The organism is Corynebacterium sp. HMSC064H12, assembly GCF_001809925.1.
Classification (GTDB): Bacteria; Actinomycetota; Actinomycetes; order Mycobacteriales; family Mycobacteriaceae; genus Corynebacterium; species Corynebacterium jeikeium_D.
The window spans coordinates 42,497-63,140 of record NZ_KV799342.1; the positions used below are offsets into that span (position 1 = coordinate 42,497).

The 20,644-nt window shown below is 59.2% G+C and carries 19 protein-coding genes; 11 read left to right on the forward strand and 8 right to left on the reverse strand.

The window, feature by feature from the left end; genetic code table 11:
- The 5 genes from HMPREF2681_RS06075 (at window position 1) to holA (ending at window position 5,950) form a co-directional block, all read left to right on the forward strand.
- Window positions 1-708, forward strand: a complete 708-nt coding sequence (locus HMPREF2681_RS06075) for a histidine phosphatase family protein (RefSeq protein WP_069359622.1) — start codon at window positions 1-3, stop codon at window positions 706-708.
- Entirely contained in the window at window positions 698-2,038 is a 1,341-nt protein-coding gene (locus HMPREF2681_RS06080) for a DegV family protein (RefSeq protein ID WP_070546419.1), read from the forward strand. Before HMPREF2681_RS06075 ends, HMPREF2681_RS06080 begins: the two co-directional genes overlap by 11 nt.
- 126 nt (window positions 2,039-2,164) lie before the next feature.
- A complete protein-coding gene (locus HMPREF2681_RS06085) occupies window positions 2,165-2,935 on the forward strand; it encodes a ComEA family DNA-binding protein (RefSeq protein WP_242451371.1) in 771 nt (256 codons plus the stop codon).
- Complete coding sequence (locus tag HMPREF2681_RS06090) at window positions 2,919-4,895, forward strand: ComEC/Rec2 family competence protein (RefSeq protein WP_070546423.1); 1,977 nt, start codon at window positions 2,919-2,921, stop codon at window positions 4,893-4,895. The genes HMPREF2681_RS06085 and HMPREF2681_RS06090 overlap by 17 nt, the downstream gene beginning before the upstream one ends.
- Entirely contained in the window at window positions 4,892-5,950 is a 1,059-nt protein-coding gene (gene holA, locus HMPREF2681_RS06095) for a DNA polymerase III subunit delta (protein ID WP_005511539.1), read from the forward strand. Before HMPREF2681_RS06090 ends, holA begins: the two co-directional genes overlap by 4 nt.
- Before the next feature lie 257 nt (window positions 5,951-6,207).
- Here holA and rpsT read toward each other — a convergent pair whose 3' ends face one another.
- Both rpsT and HMPREF2681_RS06105 read right to left on the reverse strand, forming a co-directional pair.
- Complete coding sequence (rpsT, locus tag HMPREF2681_RS06100; protein WP_016422323.1) at window positions 6,208-6,474, reverse strand: 30S ribosomal protein S20; 267 nt, start codon at window positions 6,472-6,474, stop codon at window positions 6,208-6,210.
- Between the two features lie 271 nt (window positions 6,475-6,745).
- On the reverse strand, window positions 6,746-7,360 hold the full coding sequence (locus HMPREF2681_RS06105; protein WP_070546425.1) for a type II toxin-antitoxin system PemK/MazF family toxin: 615 nt from the start codon (window positions 7,358-7,360) through the stop codon (window positions 6,746-6,748).
- Between the two features lie 162 nt (window positions 7,361-7,522).
- Here HMPREF2681_RS06105 and lepA point away from each other — a divergent pair, with 162 nt between their 5' ends.
- The 4 genes from lepA (at window position 7,523) to HMPREF2681_RS06125 (ending at window position 12,724) form a co-directional block, all read left to right on the forward strand.
- A complete protein-coding gene (gene lepA, locus HMPREF2681_RS06110) occupies window positions 7,523-9,370 on the forward strand; it encodes a translation elongation factor 4 (RefSeq protein ID WP_070546426.1) in 1,848 nt (615 codons plus the stop codon).
- 12 nt (window positions 9,371-9,382) lie between these two features.
- Window positions 9,383-10,399 carry an ankyrin repeat domain-containing protein gene (locus tag HMPREF2681_RS06115; RefSeq protein ID WP_070546428.1) on the forward strand — a complete coding sequence of 339 codons (1,017 nt, stop codon included), beginning with the start codon at window positions 9,383-9,385 and terminating at the stop codon, window positions 10,397-10,399.
- Window positions 10,400-10,490: 91 nt separating this feature from the next.
- Complete coding sequence (locus HMPREF2681_RS06120) at window positions 10,491-12,074, forward strand: cation:proton antiporter family protein (protein ID WP_049189287.1); 1,584 nt, start codon at window positions 10,491-10,493, stop codon at window positions 12,072-12,074.
- A 77-nt stretch (window positions 12,075-12,151) separates the two neighbouring features.
- The gene (locus HMPREF2681_RS06125) at window positions 12,152-12,724 is read left to right on the forward strand and encodes a histidine phosphatase family protein (RefSeq protein WP_049189288.1); all 573 of its coding nucleotides are present in this window, start codon (window positions 12,152-12,154) and stop codon (window positions 12,722-12,724) included.
- Between the two features lie 279 nt (window positions 12,725-13,003).
- On the opposite strand, the gene HMPREF2681_RS06130 is transcribed toward HMPREF2681_RS06125, so the two are convergent.
- The gene (locus HMPREF2681_RS06130) at window positions 13,004-14,089 is read right to left on the reverse strand and encodes a lipoate--protein ligase family protein (RefSeq protein WP_049172633.1); all 1,086 of its coding nucleotides are present in this window, start codon (window positions 14,087-14,089) and stop codon (window positions 13,004-13,006) included.
- 32 nt (window positions 14,090-14,121) lie between these two features.
- On the opposite strand from HMPREF2681_RS06130, the gene HMPREF2681_RS06135 reads away from it, so the two are divergent.
- Window positions 14,122-14,742, forward strand: coding sequence for a cation efflux transmembrane domain-containing protein (locus HMPREF2681_RS06135; protein ID WP_049172738.1), 621 nt, complete (start codon window positions 14,122-14,124; stop codon window positions 14,740-14,742).
- 58 nt (window positions 14,743-14,800) lie between these two features.
- Here HMPREF2681_RS06135 and nagB read toward each other — a convergent pair whose 3' ends face one another.
- The 5 genes from nagB to HMPREF2681_RS06160 form a co-directional block, all read right to left on the reverse strand.
- Window positions 14,801-15,586, reverse strand: coding sequence for a glucosamine-6-phosphate deaminase (gene nagB / locus HMPREF2681_RS06140; RefSeq protein WP_049172635.1), 786 nt, complete (start codon window positions 15,584-15,586; stop codon window positions 14,801-14,803).
- A gap of 161 nt (window positions 15,587-15,747) precedes the next feature.
- Window positions 15,748-16,059, reverse strand: coding sequence for a hypothetical protein (locus HMPREF2681_RS06145; RefSeq protein ID WP_049172637.1), 312 nt, complete (start codon window positions 16,057-16,059; stop codon window positions 15,748-15,750).
- An 81-nt stretch (window positions 16,060-16,140) separates the two neighbouring features.
- Window positions 16,141-16,455, reverse strand: coding sequence for a cupin domain-containing protein (locus HMPREF2681_RS06150; RefSeq protein WP_049193606.1), 315 nt, complete (start codon window positions 16,453-16,455; stop codon window positions 16,141-16,143).
- A 65-nt stretch (window positions 16,456-16,520) separates the two neighbouring features.
- Complete coding sequence (locus HMPREF2681_RS06155; RefSeq protein WP_049172640.1) at window positions 16,521-17,309, reverse strand: MerR family transcriptional regulator; 789 nt, start codon at window positions 17,307-17,309, stop codon at window positions 16,521-16,523.
- 115 nt (window positions 17,310-17,424) lie between these two features.
- Complete coding sequence (locus HMPREF2681_RS06160) at window positions 17,425-19,164, reverse strand: ABC-ATPase domain-containing protein (protein ID WP_070546430.1); 1,740 nt, start codon at window positions 19,162-19,164, stop codon at window positions 17,425-17,427.
- A 141-nt stretch (window positions 19,165-19,305) separates the two neighbouring features.
- On the opposite strand from HMPREF2681_RS06160, the gene HMPREF2681_RS06165 reads away from it, so the two are divergent.
- Window positions 19,306-20,631, forward strand: coding sequence for an MFS transporter (locus HMPREF2681_RS06165; protein ID WP_222865698.1), 1,326 nt, complete (start codon window positions 19,306-19,308; stop codon window positions 20,629-20,631).
- Window positions 20,632-20,644: the final 13 nt, after the last annotated feature.

Consider the following 20,644-nt stretch of genomic DNA (forward strand, 5'->3'; position numbering starts at 1 on the left):
GTGGCGGGCTCACGCGAGGCACATGTTGCCGCTCGACGTCGCCTGATTATGCTGCGGCACGGGCAGACCTCGTATAACGCTACCGGCCGCATTCAGGGACAGCTGGACACGCAGCTTTCCGACGTTGGTCGCGAGCAAGCCCGTACTGCGGCGCAGTACCTGGCGGAGGCTGAACCGCGAATCACAAAAATCGTGTCCTCTGACCTGACCCGGGCAGCCGACACCGCCCGCGCGCTAGCCGAGGCCACCGGTGCAGAGTTGAGTTTTGATAAGCGCCTGCGTGAGACCAACCTCGGTGAATGGCAAGAGCGTACCTACGACGAGATTGACTCCGCGTTTCCCGGTATGCGTGACCACTGGCGCCATAATCTCAACTGGGCACCCAAGGGTGGCGAGACCCGCTTTGAGGTCTCCAACCGAATGCTGGCGGTCATTGCTGAGCTAGCGGCCAACCCCGATTGGGAGTCGGATACCTTTGTGCTCGTGTCCCACGGTGGTGCCATTGCTGCCGCTACCGCAGCCCTGCTGCAGATGCCGCGCGACTACTTCAGCACGTTCAACGGCCTGGGCAACACTGCGTGGGTCGAAATGGAGCAGCGCACGCGCGTCAATGGTGAGACCTCCTGGTACCTGAATGCTTTTAACGCGAAGGTCCGCGAGCGGGAGTCGCAGGTTTCTGATTCTTCAGGAGGCCGCCATGCCCGGTGACGGTCGCGTTCGCATTGTTGTTGATGACACCGCGTGCTTGATGCCCGAGGTTGCCCGCAAGCTCGACATCACCGTGGTTCCCATCGGCCATGACATCAATGAAGACGCCGTCACCACGTCGGCAGTCAGTCCACTGAAGCTGTGCGCCGCATATGCGCGTGCGCTGGAACGCTCCAACAAGGATGGTTCTGACGCTGGCGTTGTCGCCCTGCATCTTGGCAAGGGAATGTCCGCTACCTGGTCTAACGCTGTCACCGCTGCTGGTGCGCTGGACCGTGTGACCGTCATCGATACCGACACCGTCGGAGCTGGAGTCGGTGCCGCTGCCATCGCGGCGGCCAAGGCTGCGAGGGCCGGGGCCAGTCGTGATGAGGTTGCCGATGTAGCGCGTGATGTGCTGCAGCGCTATCGACTCTGGTTGTTTGTACCAAAGCTTGATTCGCTACGTCGTGGCGGTCGCATCTCCGCGGGCCAAGCGATGCTTTCTACGGCTCTCGCTATCAAGCCCATCGTCGGCATCAAAGATGGCTCACTAGCGCTGGTCGCCAAGTGTCGGACAGAGGCGAAGGTCAAGCAGCGCATGGTGGATTTTGCCACGAAGATGGTGCGGTCCGCGTCATCGGCGAACCGTCCGCCTGCGGTATTGCTGCATCATTCCGATGCGCTTGACGACGTTCACGAGCTCCAGGCCATGCTTGCCGAAGAGCTACCCGACGATACCCGGTTTAGAATCCTGGATTTGCCGGAGTCTCTTACCGCTCATGTCGGGCAGGGAGCCTATGCAGTTGGCATGGTCTCCGGTGGCTCGATTGATTCGAATGCCATGGATTTTGAAACAGAGATGGGCGTGACAGCGCTGCTCCACAGTGTGGAGGAGAGTGACGCGCCTGCTGTTGATGCTGTGGCTGCAGACGCGGTAGACGACGATTCCGGGAACATAGACAATTCCGGTGACTCTGCTGACACGGACGGTTCGGCTGAAAACGCTGGCACCACAGACCCAGGTGAGCCGATCACCGATCAGGCTGCGGTGAAGGTAGTTGAGAATCCGGCTGCCAGTCGCAACCGCAATAAACGAATCCATCGCACAGTAGTGACTAATGAACAGGGAATTCCGCTTTTCACCACGGCGGTTTCTAAATTGCCAACGTGGAGTGAGAATCGCCAAGCAGCTCTGGATAAAGCTGAGCGTCTGGCGAAGGCTATCTCTGATTTGGCGCTGCGCGATAAGTCCGATCCCGAGGGAGCTGTATTTGGCACCGATGGGGAGAAATCGCGGGAGTCGTCGTCAAGCGACAAGCGTGATGATGACGGCGACGAGAAGAAGTAGCGGCTGAACTGCGAAGATGATCTGGCCTGTGGATAACCTCCACAGGTCATTTTTTATCCACAGATGACGCCTTGATGAGTGCTTTCGTCAAGGTGGGGTGTGGTGCGGGGCGCTAGGGTGCGCATCGTGACGAATTTGCGGAATCGGCTGGCGGACTATCTGGAACCGATTGATCAAGACAAGCGCATGGCGGTGGACTTTTCCACGCGCCGGGCGGTGGTGACGCCGCGGGTGGCGATGGCTGCGTGCCTTGTGATTGCGGTGTTGGCTGTTGGAGCAATCGCTGCGGTGGTGTGGCCGTCGACGCCGCAGGTGGAGATGCCTGCGGTGCAGGACGCGGCTGTCGCGGGGACGACACCGGAGACGACCGAAACCCCAGCGGAGGCGCCTGGCGGTCCGGGGCAGGAGACTAACGCTCAGGCACAGGTGGGGCCGTTGATTGTGTCGGTGGTGGGGTTGGTTGTGAATCCTGGCGTGGTGGAGGTGCCAGTGGGTGCGCGGGTGGTGGAGGCAATTGAGCGTGCGGGTGGGCTTTTGCCGGAGGCTAATCCTGCCAGCGTGAACCTGGCGGCACCGTTGGTAGATGGTCAACAGATTGTGGTCGGGACAGAGGCGCTGCCAGCAGGGACGGCGGAGGGCGGTTCCGATGTTTCTGGCGGTTCTGGCGCCGGTGCTGCAGGCGGGGCTGACCCGGGTGGCTCTGACGGAAAGATCAACATCAACACCGCCACTGCTACGCAGCTGGAGGAATTGCCCGGAATTGGACCCGCAACAGCGACCAAAATCATTGACTTTCGTGAAAAGAACGGGCCTTTTGCGAGTATCGACGCACTTGAGGAGGTACCGGGAATCGGCCCGGCGAAGGTAGAGGCTCTGCGCGATGCCACCACCGTCTGACCTGCGCGCTCGTGCTGGGCTCGATGTGCGGCTAGTGCCAGCAGCGGTGTTGGCGTGGGCGACTGCGGTGGCGGTGATCATGCGCCCAGAATGGGCGATAGTTGTGGTACCGAGCTCAATCGCGACTGCGGTGGCGTTGCCGTGGGCGTGGCAGCGTTGGTCGTGGCGATGGGGCAGAGGTGCGGTGACCTCCGGCTGGCGAGCAATCGCCACTATCGTGGTGCCAGCTGTGGCGGTGGCCAGCGTTGCGGTGGCCACGCGAATCCGCATAGCGCAAGCCCGAGCCCATGAGCTCTATGAGGACATTGGTGGGATGGCGAAAGTGCAATTGCGCCTCGTCACCGAGCCGAAAGCAACCGAGTTTGGGGCCAGTGCGAAGGCCCGCATCGAAGGTCTTCCGGGGCAGGTGACGGCTTTCGGCGACGAGTCACTGTTGGCTATCACGAGAGACACCGTAATTGAATCCACAGCCGGTATACGTGTGGCCAGCAAGCCCTGCATTAGTGGTATCCAGCTGAATCTGCGCGGTGATGTTGAGGTCATCGCGCCACCACAGGGGCTGGCAGCTGACGTGAGGCAGCAGCTCTTTGACTCGGCGCAGAATCTCCCCGTTGGTCCCGACCGCCTGATTCCCGCCATGGCCATCGGCGATGAGCGCGGCTTTAGCCTCACCGATGGCGATGTGATGACTGCTTCTGGGCTTTCACATCTATCAGCGGTCTCTGGAGCGAACGTTGCGCTTGTTGTCGGGGCTGTTGTAGCCGTGTTTTCGTGGGCTGGACCGCGGGTGCGCGTCGCAGTCGCCGCGCTTGCCCTGTATGGCTTTGTGGCAATTGTGGGTACAGAACCGTCAGTGCTACGCGCGGTGGTCACCGGCTGCATTGGGCTGTTGGCGATTCTTGTAGGACGAGCTGGCCAGGCCATCGCGGCGCTGTCGGCTGGCATTATTGGGTTGATTCTCCTGGCTCCAGACCTATCGGTATCAGTGGGCTTCGCCCTCTCGGTCGCAGCCACCGCCGGGTTAGTCCTTCTTGCCGAGCCCCTTGCCAGACGCCTGTCCGCCACCACCGTTATGGGTACCTGGCCCGCCCCAGTAGTCCGCGCCGTCGCCGTATCGATTGCCGCACACGTGGTCACCATGCCCGTGTTGGCGCTCCTTATCGGCGAAATTAGTCACGTCTCACTGCTCGCCAATCTCCTCGCCGCGCCCGCCGTCGCACCGGTTACTATCGCTGGTTCGCTCGCTGCCGTTGCCGCCGCACTGCATCTCAATTGGCTGGTCAGTGCGCTGCTCTGGTGCGCCGCGCCGTGCGCATGGTGGATTCATCAGGTCGCACGCCTCGCTGCGGGAATCGTCGCGCCCGCCACTGGGACGGTCACGTTGGTCATCTCCTGCACGCTCACGTTCGCATGCTTGACGGCGCTCTGGGCGTGGCCCCGTCTTGCGCTCCGCGCTGGTTGCTTCGCAGTGGTACTTGCCGTCTGTAGTTACGCGGTTATTTGGGTGTTCGGGCTGGACATTGCGCGTGCCCCACAGGGGTGGAAGGTTGCGGCCTGTGCGGAGAAGAACCAGGTTGTTCTCATTCACGCGGAGGCTGTCGGAGAACCCGCCAACCATGTGGCATCGGTTGGTTACCCTGCACCGACCTCGCTCAGCCGGCAGTGCCGAATTGCACTCGGACTCACCGAGGAAGAGGCGGGGTACGTCCAGGTGCTCGATGACACCACCAATAACCCCACGACAGAAACCGTGGCGGTGGAGTCCCCGTCGTACATCGCTGAATCCGTGAGCGGCCAACCGTCCCAATCAGGCCGCTCACCCCAGTGGTTTATCGCTCGCGAGTGTGGTCCGCGCGTGCGAGAAACCGTAATGACACCCGAGCAGATTCCTGTGGTGTGCCCGCAGCGAGATGGGCCGCAAGCCCTGTATTCCAATGGTGAAGTCTGGCGAGGAAGGTGAAATCCGGGCTGTCCCGTAGGCTAGAAACAACAGTCGCAGGAATTAACGCGGAAAAGAGGTCGGGATTGAGCGCCGTCGCACCCGTGAATTTGATTGTGGGCAAAGAGGAGCTGCTGAAAGACCGCGCCCGCCTCGCCATTGTCGCTGCCGTCCGCGCGCAGGCAGCAACGGAGTCCGATCCGGGTGGACGCTCGGTGCCTGTGACCACCATCCGCGCAGGGGACATGACCACTGTCGATGCCGTGGAGCTCTTCAGCCCTTCGTTGTTTGGAGATGACCGGATCGTGGTTGTCACCGACTGCCAAGACGCCGGCAAAGAGCCTGCCAAGCTGTTGATGGATTCGGTTAAGGATCCCGCGCCGGGCATCACGTTGATTCTCCTTCACAGCGGTGAGGGGCGTCAGAAAAAGATGGTCGCTGACCTGCGCAAGTTGGGGGTCCGCTTTTTCGAAGCTCAACCGCTCAAGCGAAACGACTTGCCCGGTTTTGTTGGCGAAGAGTTCGCCTCACACGGGGTTAAGGTGCGTCGCGACGTCATCGATACCGTCCTGGATGCGGTCGGTTCAGACCTCCGCGAGCTGGCCACCGCCATTTCCCAGCTGTGTGCGGATACCGCGGGCAAGGTCACCTCGGAAGCAGTGCGCACCTACTACGGTGCTTCGGCGGAGGTTTCGGGCTTTGAGATTGCCGAGCTCGCACTGCGCGGCCGGGGTGGGGAAGCGTTGGCCAAGATGCGCCGTGCCTTGCAGCTGGGCATGGCACCGGCACTGCTGTCGGCTGCAATCACGGGAATGGTTGGTGATGTAGCTCGGCTCCACGGTGCACGTGGTGTCAATGCGCGTAGAGATGCCCACCGCTATGGCATGCCGCCGTGGAAGTTGGAGAAAACTCAGCGGTTGGCATCTGCCTGGTCAACCCCGGCGGTTGCTCGCGCTGTGGTTGTCGCGGCACAGCTGGATGCAGACACCAAGGGAGCCTCATCGACGCCGGAACTATCGCTGGAACAGTCGGTGCTTCGTATCGCGGAGCTGGCCCATTCGTCCCATCGGCGTTAAAATTTACGGGCTGCAAATGTGAAACTGTGTGAGTTTATGACACTTTCAAGCCATTTTTCAGGCCATTTTTGTCATAAACGTAGTCAGTAACTCGCATCGCCCCACCGCCGCCAGCCATAAACGCAGCCACTAACTCGCGTTGGGGTTAAATAATAAAAACCGCCTCCCGCCACATCCGAAATGAAATCGGAAAATAGCAGGAAGCGGTTAATTTCACGGCACAAGCGCCACAAGAACGGCACAGCGCCAAAAGGGAATTAGCCCTCCAGCTTGTTGAAAGCCTTAGCCATACCGGACTTCTTGTTAGCCGCAGTGTTGCGGTGGAAGACGCCCTTGGTGACAGCCTTGTCCAGCTTGCGGGAAGCAACGCGCAGCTGAGCCTCAGCAGCAGCCTTGTCGCCAGCCTCAACAGCAGCCTGGAACTTGCGGATCTCGGTGCGGACTGCAGAGCGGATAGCCTGGTTACGCAGGCGAGCCTTCTCGTTGGTCTTGTTGCGCTTGATCTGGGACTTGATGTTTGCCATCGTGAATACCTCTTGTATCCGTAGTAGTTGGAATTGCTACCGCCCGCCACCAAGAAAAGTCCTGATCACAGTACAAATTTTGGCTCGAATCCCTGCCGTTCAAACTAATTAACCAGCGGGATAAAACCATGCACTGCGCTTATACGGCGATGAAAACGCGAACCCAAGGTCCTGCCCGCGCTCGCCGCAAAGGAACGCAACGGTAAACAACTTGCAGAATCTTAGCAAACAGCGCTGCCTAATACCAGCCGCTGCCTAATTCCAGCTGCGGCTAATTCCAGCCGTAGTCCCCGCGCAGTCGGGCGGCGATGAGCTCAAAGCGCCTGCGGGGCATCATCGCACCTGCGCGGCGAATCCCGGATTCCGGAATGAGCAAGATACGGTCCATCCGCACCCACGACGGCTTGGGGTCTTCATTCCAGAACCCACTGCCGATAAAGAGCCACTCCGGTTGCTCGCTGTGCTCGGTGCGAGTGGAAATCAGCATGCCCAGAAGGTACTGGTCATGGCGGCCAACCACGACAACTGCGCGCTCCCGCAAGGCGGCGTCTTCGCCTTCGAGTTGCAATGGAATCCACACCACTTCGCCGGGGTCGGCTTGACCATCCATGTCGGGGCTGTACACGATCGTGCGGGCCAGTTCCGCGGTTGGACGCGCGATGGTCACCGGGTCTCGCAGGCGAAGTAGGGCCTCCTTGGACTCGTCGGAAAGCGAGGTGTCCTGAGCGAGCCCAAGTTGCGTGTTGAGCTTAAACAGCGCCTCATCGAGGGTGTCGGGGCCGCGGAACCACTCGGTACCGGCGAAAAGACGCGCGCTGATGCGATTGCGCAGGCGGCGTGGCCAGCTTTCGCGTTCATTTTGATCGGTGGACGAAGTGGAGCTCATGGAATCTAAGTCTAGAGGTTTAGTGCGGAGGGAATCGATAGGTAAGATTGTGCGTGATTGTATTTAAGCCCGGCTGGTCGGTTTTCGAGGCCGGCGCATATGGGTCGGCCAACGCCGCGCCCCAATGCCCATAACGTCTTTATTTTTCGGAGTAGACCCAACGTGACCAAGAATTTTGCGGAGCAGACTTTTACGGACCCCTCACGGATTCGAAATTTCTGCATTATTGCGCACATTGACCACGGTAAGTCCACCCTGGCGGACCGAATTCTGCAGCTCTCGGGTGTTGTGGAGGCGCGCGACATGCGCGATCAGTACCTCGACAATATGGATATTGAGCGCGAACGCGGCATCACTATTAAGGCTCAGAACGTGCGCCTGCCGTGGGTTCCGAGCACAGGTCAGCACGCGGGGGAAGAGATTGTCCTGCACCTGATTGATACGCCTGGTCACGTCGACTTCACCTACGAGGTCTCGCGCGCGCTAGAGGCGTGTGAAGGCGCGATTCTGCTTGTCGACGCCGCGCAGGGCATCGAAGCGCAGACGCTGGCCAATCTGTACTTGGCCATGGAAAATGACCTGGAGATTATCCCGGTTCTGAACAAGATTGACCTGCCGGCCGCGGATCCGGATAAGTACGCGGAGGAAATCGCGCACATCATCGGCTGTGAGCCGGAGGATGTCATGCGTGTTTCGGGTAAGACCGGTGAGGGCGTTGAGGAGATGCTCGACCGAGTCTGTGAGCTCGTCCCGGCACCGGTCGGCGACCCGGAGGCACCTGCCCGTGCGCTGATCTTTGACTCCGTCTACGACACCTACCGCGGTGTGGTCACCTACATCCGTGTTGTTGATGGTCAGCTCAAGCCGCGTGAGGTCATTCAGATGATGTCCACCGGCACCAAGCACGAGCTGCTGGAAATCGGCATTGTTTCGCCGCAGCCGAAGAAGTGTAAGGGCCTTGGCGTCGGCGAGGTCGGTTATCTCATCACTGGTGTGAAGGATGTCCGTCAGTCCAAGGTCGGTGACACCGTCACGCTGAACGCCACACCGGCTGAGGAGCCTCTGGAAGGTTACGAAGAGCCCAAGCCGATGGTCTACTCCGGTCTGTTCCCAATCTCTCAGCAGGACTATCCCGACCTGCGTGATGCGTTGGAAAAGCTCCAGCTTAACGACGCTTCGTTGACATTCGAACCGGAGACTTCGGTTGCCCTCGGGTTTGGTTTCCGCGGTGGCTTCTTGGGCTTGCTGCACATGGAGATTACCCGTGCCCGCCTCGAGCGCGAGTTCGACCTGGATTTGATTTCGACGGCTCCGAACGTTGTCTACCGCGTTGTCATTGAGGACGGCACCGAGGTCACTGTTCACAATCCGAGTGACTGGCCGGAGGGCAAGCTCCGCGAAATTTACGAGCCGATGGTCAAGTGCACCATCGTTGTGCCGAGTGAATTCGTTGGCCCCACCATGGAGCTGTGTCAGCAGAAGCGCGGCGAGATGGGCGGTATGGACTACCTGTCGGAAGACCGCGTGGAGCTGCGCTACAAGATGCCACTGGGCGAGATCATCTTCGACTTCTTCGACATGCTGAAGTCCCGTACCAGGGGTTATGCCTCGCTGAACTACGAAGATGCCGGCGAGCAGCTTGCGGATCTGGTCAAGGTGGATATCCTCCTGCAGGGCGAAGCAGTCGATGCTTTCTCCGCTATCGTCCACCGCGACAATGCGCAGTGGTACGGCAACAAGATGACCAAGAAGCTGCGCGAGCTGATTCCTCGCCAGCAGTTCGAGGTCCCGGTTCAGGCCGCAATCGGTTCGAAGATTATTGCCCGCGAGAACATTCGTGCACTGCGCAAGGACGTCCTTGCTAAGTGTTACGGCGGTGACATCTCCCGTAAGCGCAAGCTGCTGGAGAAGCAGAAGGCCGGTAAGAAGCGTATGAAGAACATCGGTTCGGTTTCGGTGCCGCAGGAGGCATTCGTGGCTGCGCTGTCCACCGACGAGGGCGGTAAGTAAAGGGGAAACTGCATGCCACGGAAGCGGAAGAAACTGGTCGAGAACTTCGAAGAGCTGCTCGAAGCCGGTGACATGGATGCACTGAAGGCCGTCTATGACACTTGCGCTCTCGACGCAGTCTTTGGCTACAGCAAGGACACTGCACTGGCGCTCCGTGGCACCCCGCCAGAGCTCATGCGCTGGCTAATCGACCAGGGGATCGACGTCAACACTGAGAACCACTTCGGTAAGACCGCGCTGGCAGAGCATGCAAGCCGGGGCGATACCGACAAGATGAAAATCCTGCTCGAATGCGGTGCCGACATCGAAGCCGGTAAGTATCCTCCGCTTTTCATGGCAGCGAAGAGCCATCAGCCCAAGGCGATTGCGTTGCTGTTGGAAAATGGTGCTGACCTTCACCGCGAGAACCGCCTCGGTCACGGCCGGACAGCGTTCAAAGAGGCGGTTGCTGCTGCCGATACCGATTCCCTCAGTCGAGTCCTAGACAGCATCGAGGTGCTTCTGGACGCTGGTTCGGAAATCGACGACGAAGTGCGCGAAGAGTTCACCAAGTTCGGTCGCCGCTACAACCGCATGTCAGAGAAGCAACGCGACAAGTACCAGCCAGTTATGGATCGCCTCTACGAGCGCATCGGTGCGGAACGTCCGGACGTGATTACACCTCACGATGGCCACAGCGACATCATTGTCCCCGCAGGCAAGTCGACCAACGGTCAGTTCCGATACCTCTGGAACTACCTGGTGCCGGGTGGTGGCGCAGCCGCGACTGTGCAGGGCGAGGTTATTCGCATCGTGGGCCGGCTCGGGTACGAGGCCCTGGAGATGGGCTACGTCAACTGGGACGAAGACTTTGTCGCGATGACCGACTTTTGGCTGGAGACGGTTGGGGCTGCCGAGGATGCAATGGCCGTCGTAAAGCAGCGCAAAGCTGGTGAGGCGGACATTGATGCGTTGACGGCAGCGGCGGTCGCGTGGGTGGCAGAGCACCCGCAGCCGATTGCATTGGGCGAGGTTCCGTACCGACGCTAGCTCCCAAGACGCTAGCCCCAGTCGGGTGGCAAAGAACGGTTAATGGCCAACCTCTGCATTTATCAGTTGTGTCAGACGTTATCTTTGATGGGTGGAATCCGTATACCTAACAGCAATACTGTTTTCGATTATCGGCGGGCTCGGTGCTTCGTTGCTTCGGCTGCCGCCGCTGATTGGTTTCCTTGGGGCCGGTTTTGCCGTTCATGCAATGGGACTTGAGGAAATCCCGTTTATTGATTCGCTGGCCGAGCTCGGTGTTACCACCTTGCTCTTCACAATCGGTCTGAAGCTGAATCCCAAGGATATCGTGGCGCCGCGAGTGGTCTTTTCAGGGTTGGGTCACGCATTTTTAAACACGGTGGTTTTTGCCGTGCTGTTTGGTATCGCCAGTTTCTTGCCGCTGCGTGAACTCACGGGGCTGTCGGTGACTGCGTTGATTTACATCGGCATCGCGACTTCCTTCTCGTCGACGGTGTTTGTGATGAGCCACTTGGAGGAGCAGAACCGCGGTGCTTCGGCCATCGGACGCATCGCGATTGGTGTGCTCATTCTGCAGGACATCATTGCGGTCGGTGTGCTGGTGGCATCGTCGGGTAAGACCCCGGAGCTGTGGGCGCTGGCTCTACCACTGTTGTTCTTCATCCGTCCGCTGGCGGCGCGGCTTCCCAACCGCATGTTCCGCACTGAGCTGCTGGTTCTCACCGGCATTGGTATTGCTGTGGCCGCTTACTCGGCTTTCGAGCTGGCAGGGCTGTCCGGCTCGCTGGGGTCCTTGGTTGCCGGTATTCTGCTGTCCTCGCACCCGATTTCTGACCGTCTGTCGGAAGCTCTGATTAGTATCCGTGAGCTGCTGCTGGTCGCGTTCTTTATCGAAATTGGCCTCGGTGGTCTGCCAAGTGCTGGCGGCTACGTTATCGCCGCGATTATGGTCCTGTTCCTGGTGTTCAAGGTCACTATCTTCATCGGGATTCTCAAGCGCACCGGACTGTCCCTGCGCACTAGTGCGTTGGCGGGTCTGACGTTGAGTAACTACTCGGAGTTCGGCCTCATTGTCATGGCTGCGGCGACGCAACAGGACATTCTGCCCGATGAGTGGACCTCGATTATGGCAGTCGCCGTGGCGGGTAGCTTCATTGCCAGCTCGCTGATGGTCCCGCATGAGGACAAGCTGGTCAGCTTCCTGCAGAAGTTCGTCCCAGAAACCCCAGAGGACCGCCTGGTCCCAGAAGAGGCAACGGTCATTATTGATAACGCTGATGCCCTCATCATGGGTATGGGGCGCGTCGGCGTCGGTGTCTACGGCAGGTTGGTTAATGAGTACGGCATGAACGTCTTTGGCGTTGACTTCGATGAGGATCGCATCGAAGAGCTGCGTGAGCAGGGCTACCAGGTTATCCCGGGTGATGTGACAGACCCAGAGCTGTGGCACCACATCGAGTTGGAGAAGAAACCAGCGCTGTACGTGTTGGCGCTGTCTGAGCACGCTGAGACCTACGCGATGATTCAGAACATCCGTAAGCAGGACACCGAAGCCGTGGTTGCTACCACCACTAAGGTGCAGAGGTTTAAGGATCAGCTTCTCAACGTTGGTGCCGACATGGCCGTCTACCTTTATGACGGTGCTGGCGAGGAGCTTGCCGACCGCGCAGTGGAAACACTTCAGCAGCGTTCGTAGTCGGATCCGTGACCCCGTGATGGGCTAGCAGGGCTGCCGCGGCTAACCGCACTTTCAGATAAGCCTAAGCTGGAACTATGACTGATTTATATCTCGTGCGGCACGGCGAAACTGAGTGGTCGCGCACTGGGCAGCACACATCGGTAACTGATCTTCCTCTGACTGACAACGGTAGGGAAGAAGCCAAGGCCCTCAACGGCTGGCTGGATCCGAAGGACTTTGGGCTAGTGCTGGCATCACCCCGCCAGCGTGCCCAAGAGACCGCTCGATTGGCAGGATTCCACGACTTCGAAGTCGAAGAGGATCTCGCGGAATGGTTCTACGGCGACTACGAGGGGATTACCTCGAAGGAAGTGCAGAAGACTGTTCCCGACTGGCAGATTTGGACTCACGGTGTGCCCAATGGCGAAACCGCGGAGGAAGTCCGTGAGCGCGTTGAGCGCGTGGTCAAAAGGGTTCGTGAATCGGGTGAAGACAAGGCGATTTTGTTCGCACACGGTCACTCGCTGCGTGCGCTCACTACGGCCTGGTTGGAACTGCCCATTGAACTTGGCCAGTCCTTCCCATTGAATACTGCGTCCCTGTCAGTGCTTGGTCGCTACCATGACCGGCCTGCGGTTCTGCGCTGGAACCTCTCGCGGGGGCTGTAGCGGCGTTGTGGCCGGTGCCTCAGTGAATTCGCCGACACCGTTCAAGCTCTGTAGTGGGCGCCCGTGAATCACAATTCCGGTGCCTTCGATATCGGGGAGACCACCACGGCGGTGTTGTTACGGCGCGCGCCGAACCCTTCACCAGGTTTTGGTGCATATTCGCAGGATAGGACCCAATTGCACGCTCGCCGCTCACGTCGACTCTCCTTTGTTTACTTGTCTCCTTTAGTTAACTCCTTTTCCCGACCAGCTGTCGTATACAAGTAAGCAGTGCGACGTTTAGGGGACTCGGTGAGTCCAGCCCTCCGTGCCGTATTTGGTGTCAATAAGATGCTGCGCCGCAGCGAAGTCCTCGTCGGAAAGCGATGCCTCGGTGGCGCCGTAGCGGTTGATGAATGTCTGCTTCATCGTGTCAATGACTTCCGCGCGGCTGGCACCGGTCTGGCGACGGAGCGGATCGACGCGCTTCTTCGCGCTGCGCAGGCCCTTATCGGCAATCTTGGCCTTGCCAATGCGCAGGACTTCCATCATTTTGTCGGCATCGATGTCATAACTCATGGTGACGTGGTGGAGCACTGTCGAACCACGGCGCTTCTGTGCGGCACCACCAATCTTGCCGCCATCGGAGGTGATGTCATTGATGGGGACGTACCACGCATTGACGCCGAGCTGTGCGAGTGCGGCGATGACCCAGCGGTCGAGGAACTCATAGGATTCGACGTAGCTGAGGCCGGCGACCAGCTTCTCCGGAACATAGATCGAGTAGGTGACGCAGTTGCCACCCTCCATGAACATCGCGCCACCGCCGGAGAGACGACGCACCACTTGCACATCGTGCTTCTCTACGCCCTCGGGTTCGAGTTCATTGACATAGGACTGGTAGGAACCGATGACGGTGGCACGATCATCCCAATCCCAGAAGCGCAGAGTTGGTCCGCGCTGTCCGGAATTGACTTGGTCAAGGAGGAGTTCGTCGAGCGCAACATTCATCACCGTCGGCAGGACTCCCGGCTGCAAAACCTCCCACTCCAAATCAGTGAAGTCGACAGCCTGTGTCAGTGCACGTCGAACGACCTGCGCAATGATGTGGGTATCAAAACCGTGCAGTCGCACCTCGCGACCAGACTGCTCCTCAAAATCCTTCAGCGCCGCATCGAGGCGAGCCTGTAGGCGTTCCGTATTGTCCCCGGCAGGCGCACCGAGGAGAGCGTCATTAATAATGTCGTAGGCTTCATCGGGTTCGAGGAAAAAATCGCCCGAAATGCTTATCGACGAAATAGTGTCACCGGTGGTCTCGCAGTCGGCAACAACCAATTTGCCGCCGGGAACCTTCATTTCTGAGTGGAATTTCTGCGGGTGCGTCATAGGATTCGATGGTACTCGCGCCGGGCGTTACGATGTCCTCCGTGTTTACCTCATCAACTTTGGATCACCGCGCCCGCAAAATTGTTGCGTGGGTAGCAGGCCTGAATCTTCTCGGATTCTTCATTGAATTAATTGTTGCCTCAATTATTGGTTCCGCAGCGCTGTTCGCCGACGCTGCAGACTTTCTTGAAGACTTTCTGATCAACCTGCTGGTTCTCACCGCATTGGGGTGGTCGCTGGCGAGCCGTCGTAAAGCGAGCTTCGGCCTTGCCGGGCTGATTCTGATTCCGGCGATTGCGGCGTTCGGCACCGCCATTTGGAAGATGATTAGCGGTGAGCCGCCAGAGCCACTAACGCTGTCGGTGACGGCAATTATCGCGATGGTCATCAACCTGGTCTGTGCGATTTTGCTGATGAACCTGCGCAAGGCCGACAGTGCGCTCATGCGCGGCGCGTGGTTGGCGGCGCGTAACGACGTCCTGGCGAACCTGCTCATTCTCGCCGCCGGAGTGGTCACCATTTTCTGGTTCAGCGCATGGCCGGACATCGTCGTGGGACTTGTCATCGGCGTCATTAATCTCACGGCAGCGAAGGAAGTTTACGAGCAGGCGCGTGCCGAAGACCCCGAGCTGGAGATGGATGATGACGACTAGCGCTGACTAGTCCGGGGGTGGGAGCGAAGGTTGGGAAGGGGCCGGGGAGGGCCGGGGCCTACTTCCACATATCCTTCTGCCACTGCGGCTTATGGGCGTAGGTGAACTCGTAGTATTCCTTGTTCTTCAGCTCACTGGCTGCGGCCTGGTCAATGACAACCGTGGCCCGTGGGTGCAGCTGCAATACGGACGCAGGCATCGACGCGCTCAGTGGGCCCTCGATGGATGCGGCAATAGCGTGCGCCTTTGCGGTGCCGGTGGCCAGCAGCAGGAGGTGCCCCGCACGTGAAATGGTGCCAAGCCCCTGGGTGACCACGTGGTACGGCACATCGTCCGCGGAGTCGAAGAAGCGGGCGTTATCCAGCACGGTCTGCGGGTGCAGCGTCTTAATGCGAGTCAGAGAGCCAAAAGAGCTGGCGGGCTCGTTAAAACCAACATGCCCATTGGTGCCGATGCCCAGCAACTGAATGTCAATGCCGCCGGCCTCGATAATCTTTCGCTCGTAATCCTCGCAGGCCGCGCCGATATCGTCCGCGAGGCCATCGGGAATATGGACCCTCGCCGGGTCAACATCCACGTGATCGGAAAACTCATTGTGAATCACGTGGTAGTAGCTCTGCTCATGCTCGATGGGCAGTCCCACGTATTCGTCGAGTGCGAAGAAACTGCAGTCCTTAAAAGTGACTTCACCAGCCCGATGGCGACGAATCAGTTCCCGATACGTCGCAAGCGGAGTCGATCCTGTCGCTACACCGAGGTTTCCACCTTTGTTGGCGTAGTGAGCGAGGTAGTCCGAAGCGATGCTCGCGACTTCGGCCTCAGAATCGACGATGATGATTTCCATGGTGGAACACTCCTGAAAACGAGGGCTCGTGGCAGAAATTGCAAAAGGTGCGAGACAGAGTACCAGTGACTCCACAACGCTAAGCGCTATAGCCCTATTCAGATGAGGTTAATCTGCCACGGGGTGAGACCTGTAATTGAGCCCTGTTTTTCCTGCGTAGGCTACTTCACCCAGAAGTTGCCGTCTTCATCCTTGTAGATGATGTCGCCAGCGTGAGCGACCTGGGTGTCGTTAACCTGAAGCTCAACCAAATCCAGCGTTTCGACGATTGGTTCAATGTAGACGCCACCGTTAAACCAAACCTTGAAAGCATCTGCTGAAGTCGAAGAACCGGAGAAACGGTGTTCTTCATACTTGTGCACTGGTGCAAAGGGGCAACCAATAGCCTGTGCGACAGCTGGAGAGGCAGCAACAGCGCCCAGCACAGTAGCGGCACCGATGGCGACAGCGGCGATAGAGCGAGAGAATTTCATGGTTAATTCCTTCCCGAGTCGGGGATATGACGGAGTTATGGAGATGCCGAAGTGTGCACTGTCAGCTGCTGTTGCTGTGGGCTAGACTGAGCCTTCTTTTTCAATGACAAGCATGCGCGCCTCGCCCTGCGGGTGCGCGACATGTTCGTCGCCGGCTTCTGCGAAACAGATAGTGCCAGGCGTTAATGTGCGTACGCATTCCTCTCCCGCATCGCGGTAGTGCATATCGACGGCTCCGTCGACAACCACAAAGACCTCTTCGCCATCATTGATGTGCCACTTGTATGGCTGATCGCTCCAGTGGAGCCGAACGCTTGTGGCTCCAGTCATAGTGACCACATCCAGTGCGCCCCACGGGCGATCAGCGGTGAAGTCTGCGGCTTCGATGAATTTCATGAGGCAATTCTATGCCGATTCAGTCCCGGATGGGAAGGCCGGGCTGAACGGCTGCTTCCCTGTATTTACCGCCACTCGGCAGTTGCCGGGTCAATGCCTTCCTTACGGGCCTGAGCTTCAATCAGCTCCAGCAGGTAGCCAGCATTGCCGCGGTAGTACCGATCAAACCGGGAATCAGCGACGTACATGCGAGCCAACAGAATCTGCTTTTCTCGACCAGCCTCGTAGAAGCGAGTAATAGAGGCCAAGTGACGGTCAACTAGCTCGGCCGCCTCAGCGGAACCGGGCTCGACGTGGCGCTCGGCGGCGTCGGCAAGCGCATCGGCAAAATCCTTAGCCTCTGCTTCAAGCTCGGCCCAGTCGCTGTCCTTCATCTTTTCCTGAGCCTGCTGAGACTGCTCCCACTCAGTGGTGTCGCCCCAGCGCTCCTCAGCTTCGGCTTCTAGATTCTGCCAGTCGCGGCCCAAGAGCTCCGCTTTCGTCTTTGCTTTCATGGTATTTCCTTCCTCAATCAGTTTGTCCAAGGACTGCACCATGTGGTGCAGGTCAGCGATCTTCTCGGTGAGAACAGTTCGCTGTGCGAGTAAACGATCTTTCCGACTTCTCGGGGAGGAATCGCCGTGGATGAACTCCTCGATAGTCTTCAACGGCACACCGGCGGCGCGGTAGACCAGAATCTCCAGCGCGGTGTCGATGTCCTCATCGGTGTAGAGGCGGTAATCGGACCACGTGCGATACTGCGGGCTGAGTAGTCCGATGGCATCCCAATGCCTCAGCGTGCGTGTGGTAACGCCCAGGAGCTCGGCTGCCTCGCCGATGGTGTACTCGTTGTCGTTGTTGCTCACGGGAATCATCTTTCTGTTTGACGCCGCGTCAAGGTCAAGACCTGACGCCGAAATCCGTCGAGGAAGTTAGCTGGGGCAGCCGCAGGGGAGGGAGCGGGGCCGGGGTCCGCCAATCTTCGAGGCTCTACCGCAAGAGCCGAAGCCGATTGATTGCCGCTGCGACCTCCTGGACGCGAGGCTCGGCCAGATGACCAGAGTTGGTGAACTCAGCTGTCACATCGAAGAGTGAATGACAAAAGTTGTCGTACTCGCGCTGGATTAGGTCGGTGAGGTCAGTACGCCCATCGAGCTGCTTTACGACGGCGCCCAGAATCCGGGCAATTGCTTCTGTTTGGGAGGAGTCCATCAATTGGCTGACAGCGCGCAAATCAAGATTGTCCTTGCCCACCTGAATCAGCTCTAGACCACGAGCACGCGGTGGCTTAGGTGGTTTCGCACCGCCACCGCGCCCACCGCGACCGCCGCCGCGGCCGCCATGCCCACCACGGCCACCACCGGCGGGGAAGTCAGCCTGCAGAAAACGCTCACCGATCTGCGCAAAAGCAGGCGAAGGCTCGGCCGGAGTAGCCGATTCGCGGAGCTCACGGGCGCGCTTGGTGACGTCGTAAGGCGTGTACGCATCCATAGCAATCACGGTGTCCGCGACATCGATGAACGCACCAGAACCACCAGCGACGATGACCGTGGAGATCCCGTGGTCCTCCCAGAGCTCGCGGACCCGTGCGACCAGTGGAGTAATCGGCTCCCGGTCATCGGGGATGAGTCGGCGCATGCGCTCATCACGAATCATGAAGTTAGTTGCGGAGGTGTCCTCATCGATGAGCAACACGCGCGCACCGGAACCCAGCGCCTCCATCAGACCCGCAGCTTGGGAGGTCGACCCCGACGCGTTCGCCGTGGAAAACCGGGTCGTGTCATCACCGGAGGGAAGACCGTTGATAAACGGCGAGATATCCACACCAGTGATGGCCCGGCCGTCCTCGGCACGCAGCGCAACCGCAGTCTCGTCAGCGACCACAAACTCGCGGCCGTCGCCAGCGACATGGTCATACACGCCAGTGACCAGGGAGGACAGTAGCGTGGACTTGCCGTGGTAGCCACCGCCGACAATCAACGTCACGCCCCGCGGAATGCCCATGCCGTGCACCATTTTACCCGACGGCAACTGAAAACTGTGCTGCAACGATTCCGGCGAGGTAAACGCAGTCGCGCCGGGCTTCGGCAGCTGGCTATTGCCCGCCTGACGGGGCAACACCGACCCGTCTGTCACAAACCCAATCAGGTCCGCGTCCGCTACCGCACGGCGCAAAAAGAGCTGGTCATACTCCAATTCCGCGGCTGCCTCGAGCGCATCGATGGGTGCGTTTACAATGGCGTCGTCAAGCGCGTCCAACAAATCCTCACAGATCAAGCGCGCCGCCTCACGCCCGAGAATGCGCCGGCCGCGGGCGGGCAGCTGGATTTCCAGGCAGATCTGGAGGGCATCATCATGCTTATCGACGTCGTGCGCATCCCCACGGAGCTCAGCGACAGCTGTTCGGCGCAAGACCTGCTGCCCCGGAGAATCGATAAACAGCCCGCGGCCATACTTCTTAAAAGCTCGCACGAGGCTGCGGTTCAACAAATCGAGCTCTGCCGTGCTGAACCTGCCGGGTTGTGAGCGGGAGGCTCCGCGATAGTCCAGCACTGACAGCGGAATGTGGACGCGTGCCCGTGATGCTGGAGCGTAAGGGTCGGATTGGACCTTGTCGACAAACAGCGTCGCGTCCAGATCCGGCAGGTCGTGGGAGCCACGAAGAGATTTGTATGCGCCGTAGCTCTTGCCATCGAGGTTGGAGAGACGTCGATAAAGGTCAGCGGGCATATTTCTACTTTCGTTGAGAAGTTGGGTGCTCTTCCCGCGAGTGTAGCGGCAGATGAGACAGCGCGATTCGCTCCTGGAACGGCCTGGGGCAAATGACCGTGTGCGGTAGCGCCGTTGCTGCAGGAAGGTAGCGTGAGAGGCATGACTGATAGCTCGGAAGCTGACAAACCCACGGACGCAGGGAACAACCCAGAGTCGGTGCAAAAACACGCCCGCGCGAATGCCAAGCGCTACGTCTGGGCGAACGGACTACAGAATATCGGCGACCAGATTGTTGCGGCCAAGACGCTGCTGCCATGGCTGCTGCATTCGGCTGGCGCGCCGGGCTTCTTCATCGCCATGCTTGTGCCGGTGCGCGAGTCCGGTTCGATGCTTCCGCAGGCCGCCCTCACACCTTGGGTGAAATCTCGCCCGCGCCGCACAACCGTCTGGATCGCTGGTGCTTTGGGGCAAGCCATCGCAGCAGCGCTGATTGGTCTGGCTGCGTTGTTCCTAGAAGGCACCGCGCTCGGCGTCGCTGTCATCGTCGCGCTTGCAGGCTTTGCGACGGCCCGAGCCCTGTGCTCGATGGCCTCAAAGGATGTCCAGGGCCGCACGATTCCGAAGGGGCAGCGCGGGCAGATTAGTGGCCGAGCTGCGATGTTGGGCGGTGTCGCCGCAATTATTGTTGGTGCAGTGTTGTGGATTATCCGCGACAACGTCACCAAACCAATCGTGGCGGGGCTCATCTTTGTTGCGGCACTGTCGTGGGTAGCAGCAGTTTTGATTTTCCGTGGGATTGTTGAGCCCACCAACGAGGGGGACAAGGAAGAACCGAATAAAACCTGGTGGCAGGACACCTGGCGGCTCTTTAAAGAGGATAAGAACTTCCGCGACTTTGTGATCGTCCGTAGTTTGTTGCTGGTCACAGCATTATCCACGTCGTTCATCGTAACCCTAAGTGCACAGGTGGGAGCTGATCTGGAAGCCTCTGACGGTAGCGGCGGGGGAGTAAGCGCCAATGTCGGTATCTTCATGCTCGCCGCAGGCTTCGCCTCTTTGGTTGGTGGAAAAGTCGCCGGAATCTGGTCGGATAAATCCTCGAAGAAGGTGTTGACCTACTCTTCGCTGGTCGGTTCTATTGTTCTCTTTTTGTTGGTCGCAAGTGCTCACTGGCTTTCCGCCGGTGCGAACGCTTGGATTTTCCCGCTCGGCTTCTTCGCGATGTCCGTCGTCCACGCCGGTGTTCGCGTGGCTCGTTCGACCTATGTTGTGGACATGGCAGAAGGCGACAAGCGCACCGAGTATGTCGGAGCAGCCAACACCATCATGGGCGTTGTCCTGCTCATCGTCGGTGCGCTTTCGGGTGTTATCGCCAGCTTCGGCCCTGCGGCAGCTTTAATCTTCCTGGCACTAATGGGACTGGTTGGTGTCGCTATGTCCAGCAGGCTGAAGGAAGTCTCGGCGCCGCACAAGGTGACGCCTTAGCAGGGCAGTTCTT

Excerpts from the sequence above, each read along its gene's own strand:
- HMPREF2681_RS06160 (WP_070546430.1), bottom strand. The coding sequence starts at position 19,164 with ATGCCCGCTGACCTTTATCGACGTCTCTCCAACCTCGATGGCAAGAGC.
- HMPREF2681_RS06105 (WP_070546425.1), bottom strand. The coding sequence starts at position 7,360 with ATGAGCTCCACTTCGTCCACCGATCAAAATGAACGCGAAAGCTGGCCA.
- HMPREF2681_RS06165 (WP_222865698.1), top strand. The coding sequence starts at position 19,306 with ATGACTGATAGCTCGGAAGCTGACAAACCCACGGACGCAGGGAACAAC.
- nagB (WP_049172635.1), bottom strand. The coding sequence starts at position 15,586 with ATGGAAATCATCATCGTCGATTCTGAGGCCGAAGTCGCGAGCATCGCT.
- HMPREF2681_RS06150 (WP_049193606.1), bottom strand. The coding sequence starts at position 16,455 with ATGAAATTCATCGAAGCCGCAGACTTCACCGCTGATCGCCCGTGGGGC.
- HMPREF2681_RS06080 (WP_070546419.1), top strand. The coding sequence starts at position 698 with ATGCCCGGTGACGGTCGCGTTCGCATTGTTGTTGATGACACCGCGTGC.
- HMPREF2681_RS06135 (WP_049172738.1), top strand. The coding sequence starts at position 14,122 with ATGTCCTCCGTGTTTACCTCATCAACTTTGGATCACCGCGCCCGCAAA.
- HMPREF2681_RS06125 (WP_049189288.1), top strand. The coding sequence starts at position 12,152 with ATGACTGATTTATATCTCGTGCGGCACGGCGAAACTGAGTGGTCGCGC.
- HMPREF2681_RS06145 (WP_049172637.1), bottom strand. The coding sequence starts at position 16,059 with ATGAAATTCTCTCGCTCTATCGCCGCTGTCGCCATCGGTGCCGCTACT.
- rpsT (WP_016422323.1), bottom strand. The coding sequence starts at position 6,474 with ATGGCAAACATCAAGTCCCAGATCAAGCGCAACAAGACCAACGAGAAG.
- HMPREF2681_RS06155 (WP_049172640.1), bottom strand. The coding sequence starts at position 17,309 with ATGATTCCCGTGAGCAACAACGACAACGAGTACACCATCGGCGAGGCA.
- HMPREF2681_RS06115 (WP_070546428.1), top strand. The coding sequence starts at position 9,383 with ATGCCACGGAAGCGGAAGAAACTGGTCGAGAACTTCGAAGAGCTGCTC.
- HMPREF2681_RS06130 (WP_049172633.1), bottom strand. The coding sequence starts at position 14,089 with ATGACGCACCCGCAGAAATTCCACTCAGAAATGAAGGTTCCCGGCGGC.
- HMPREF2681_RS06090 (WP_070546423.1), top strand. The coding sequence starts at position 2,919 with ATGCCACCACCGTCTGACCTGCGCGCTCGTGCTGGGCTCGATGTGCGG.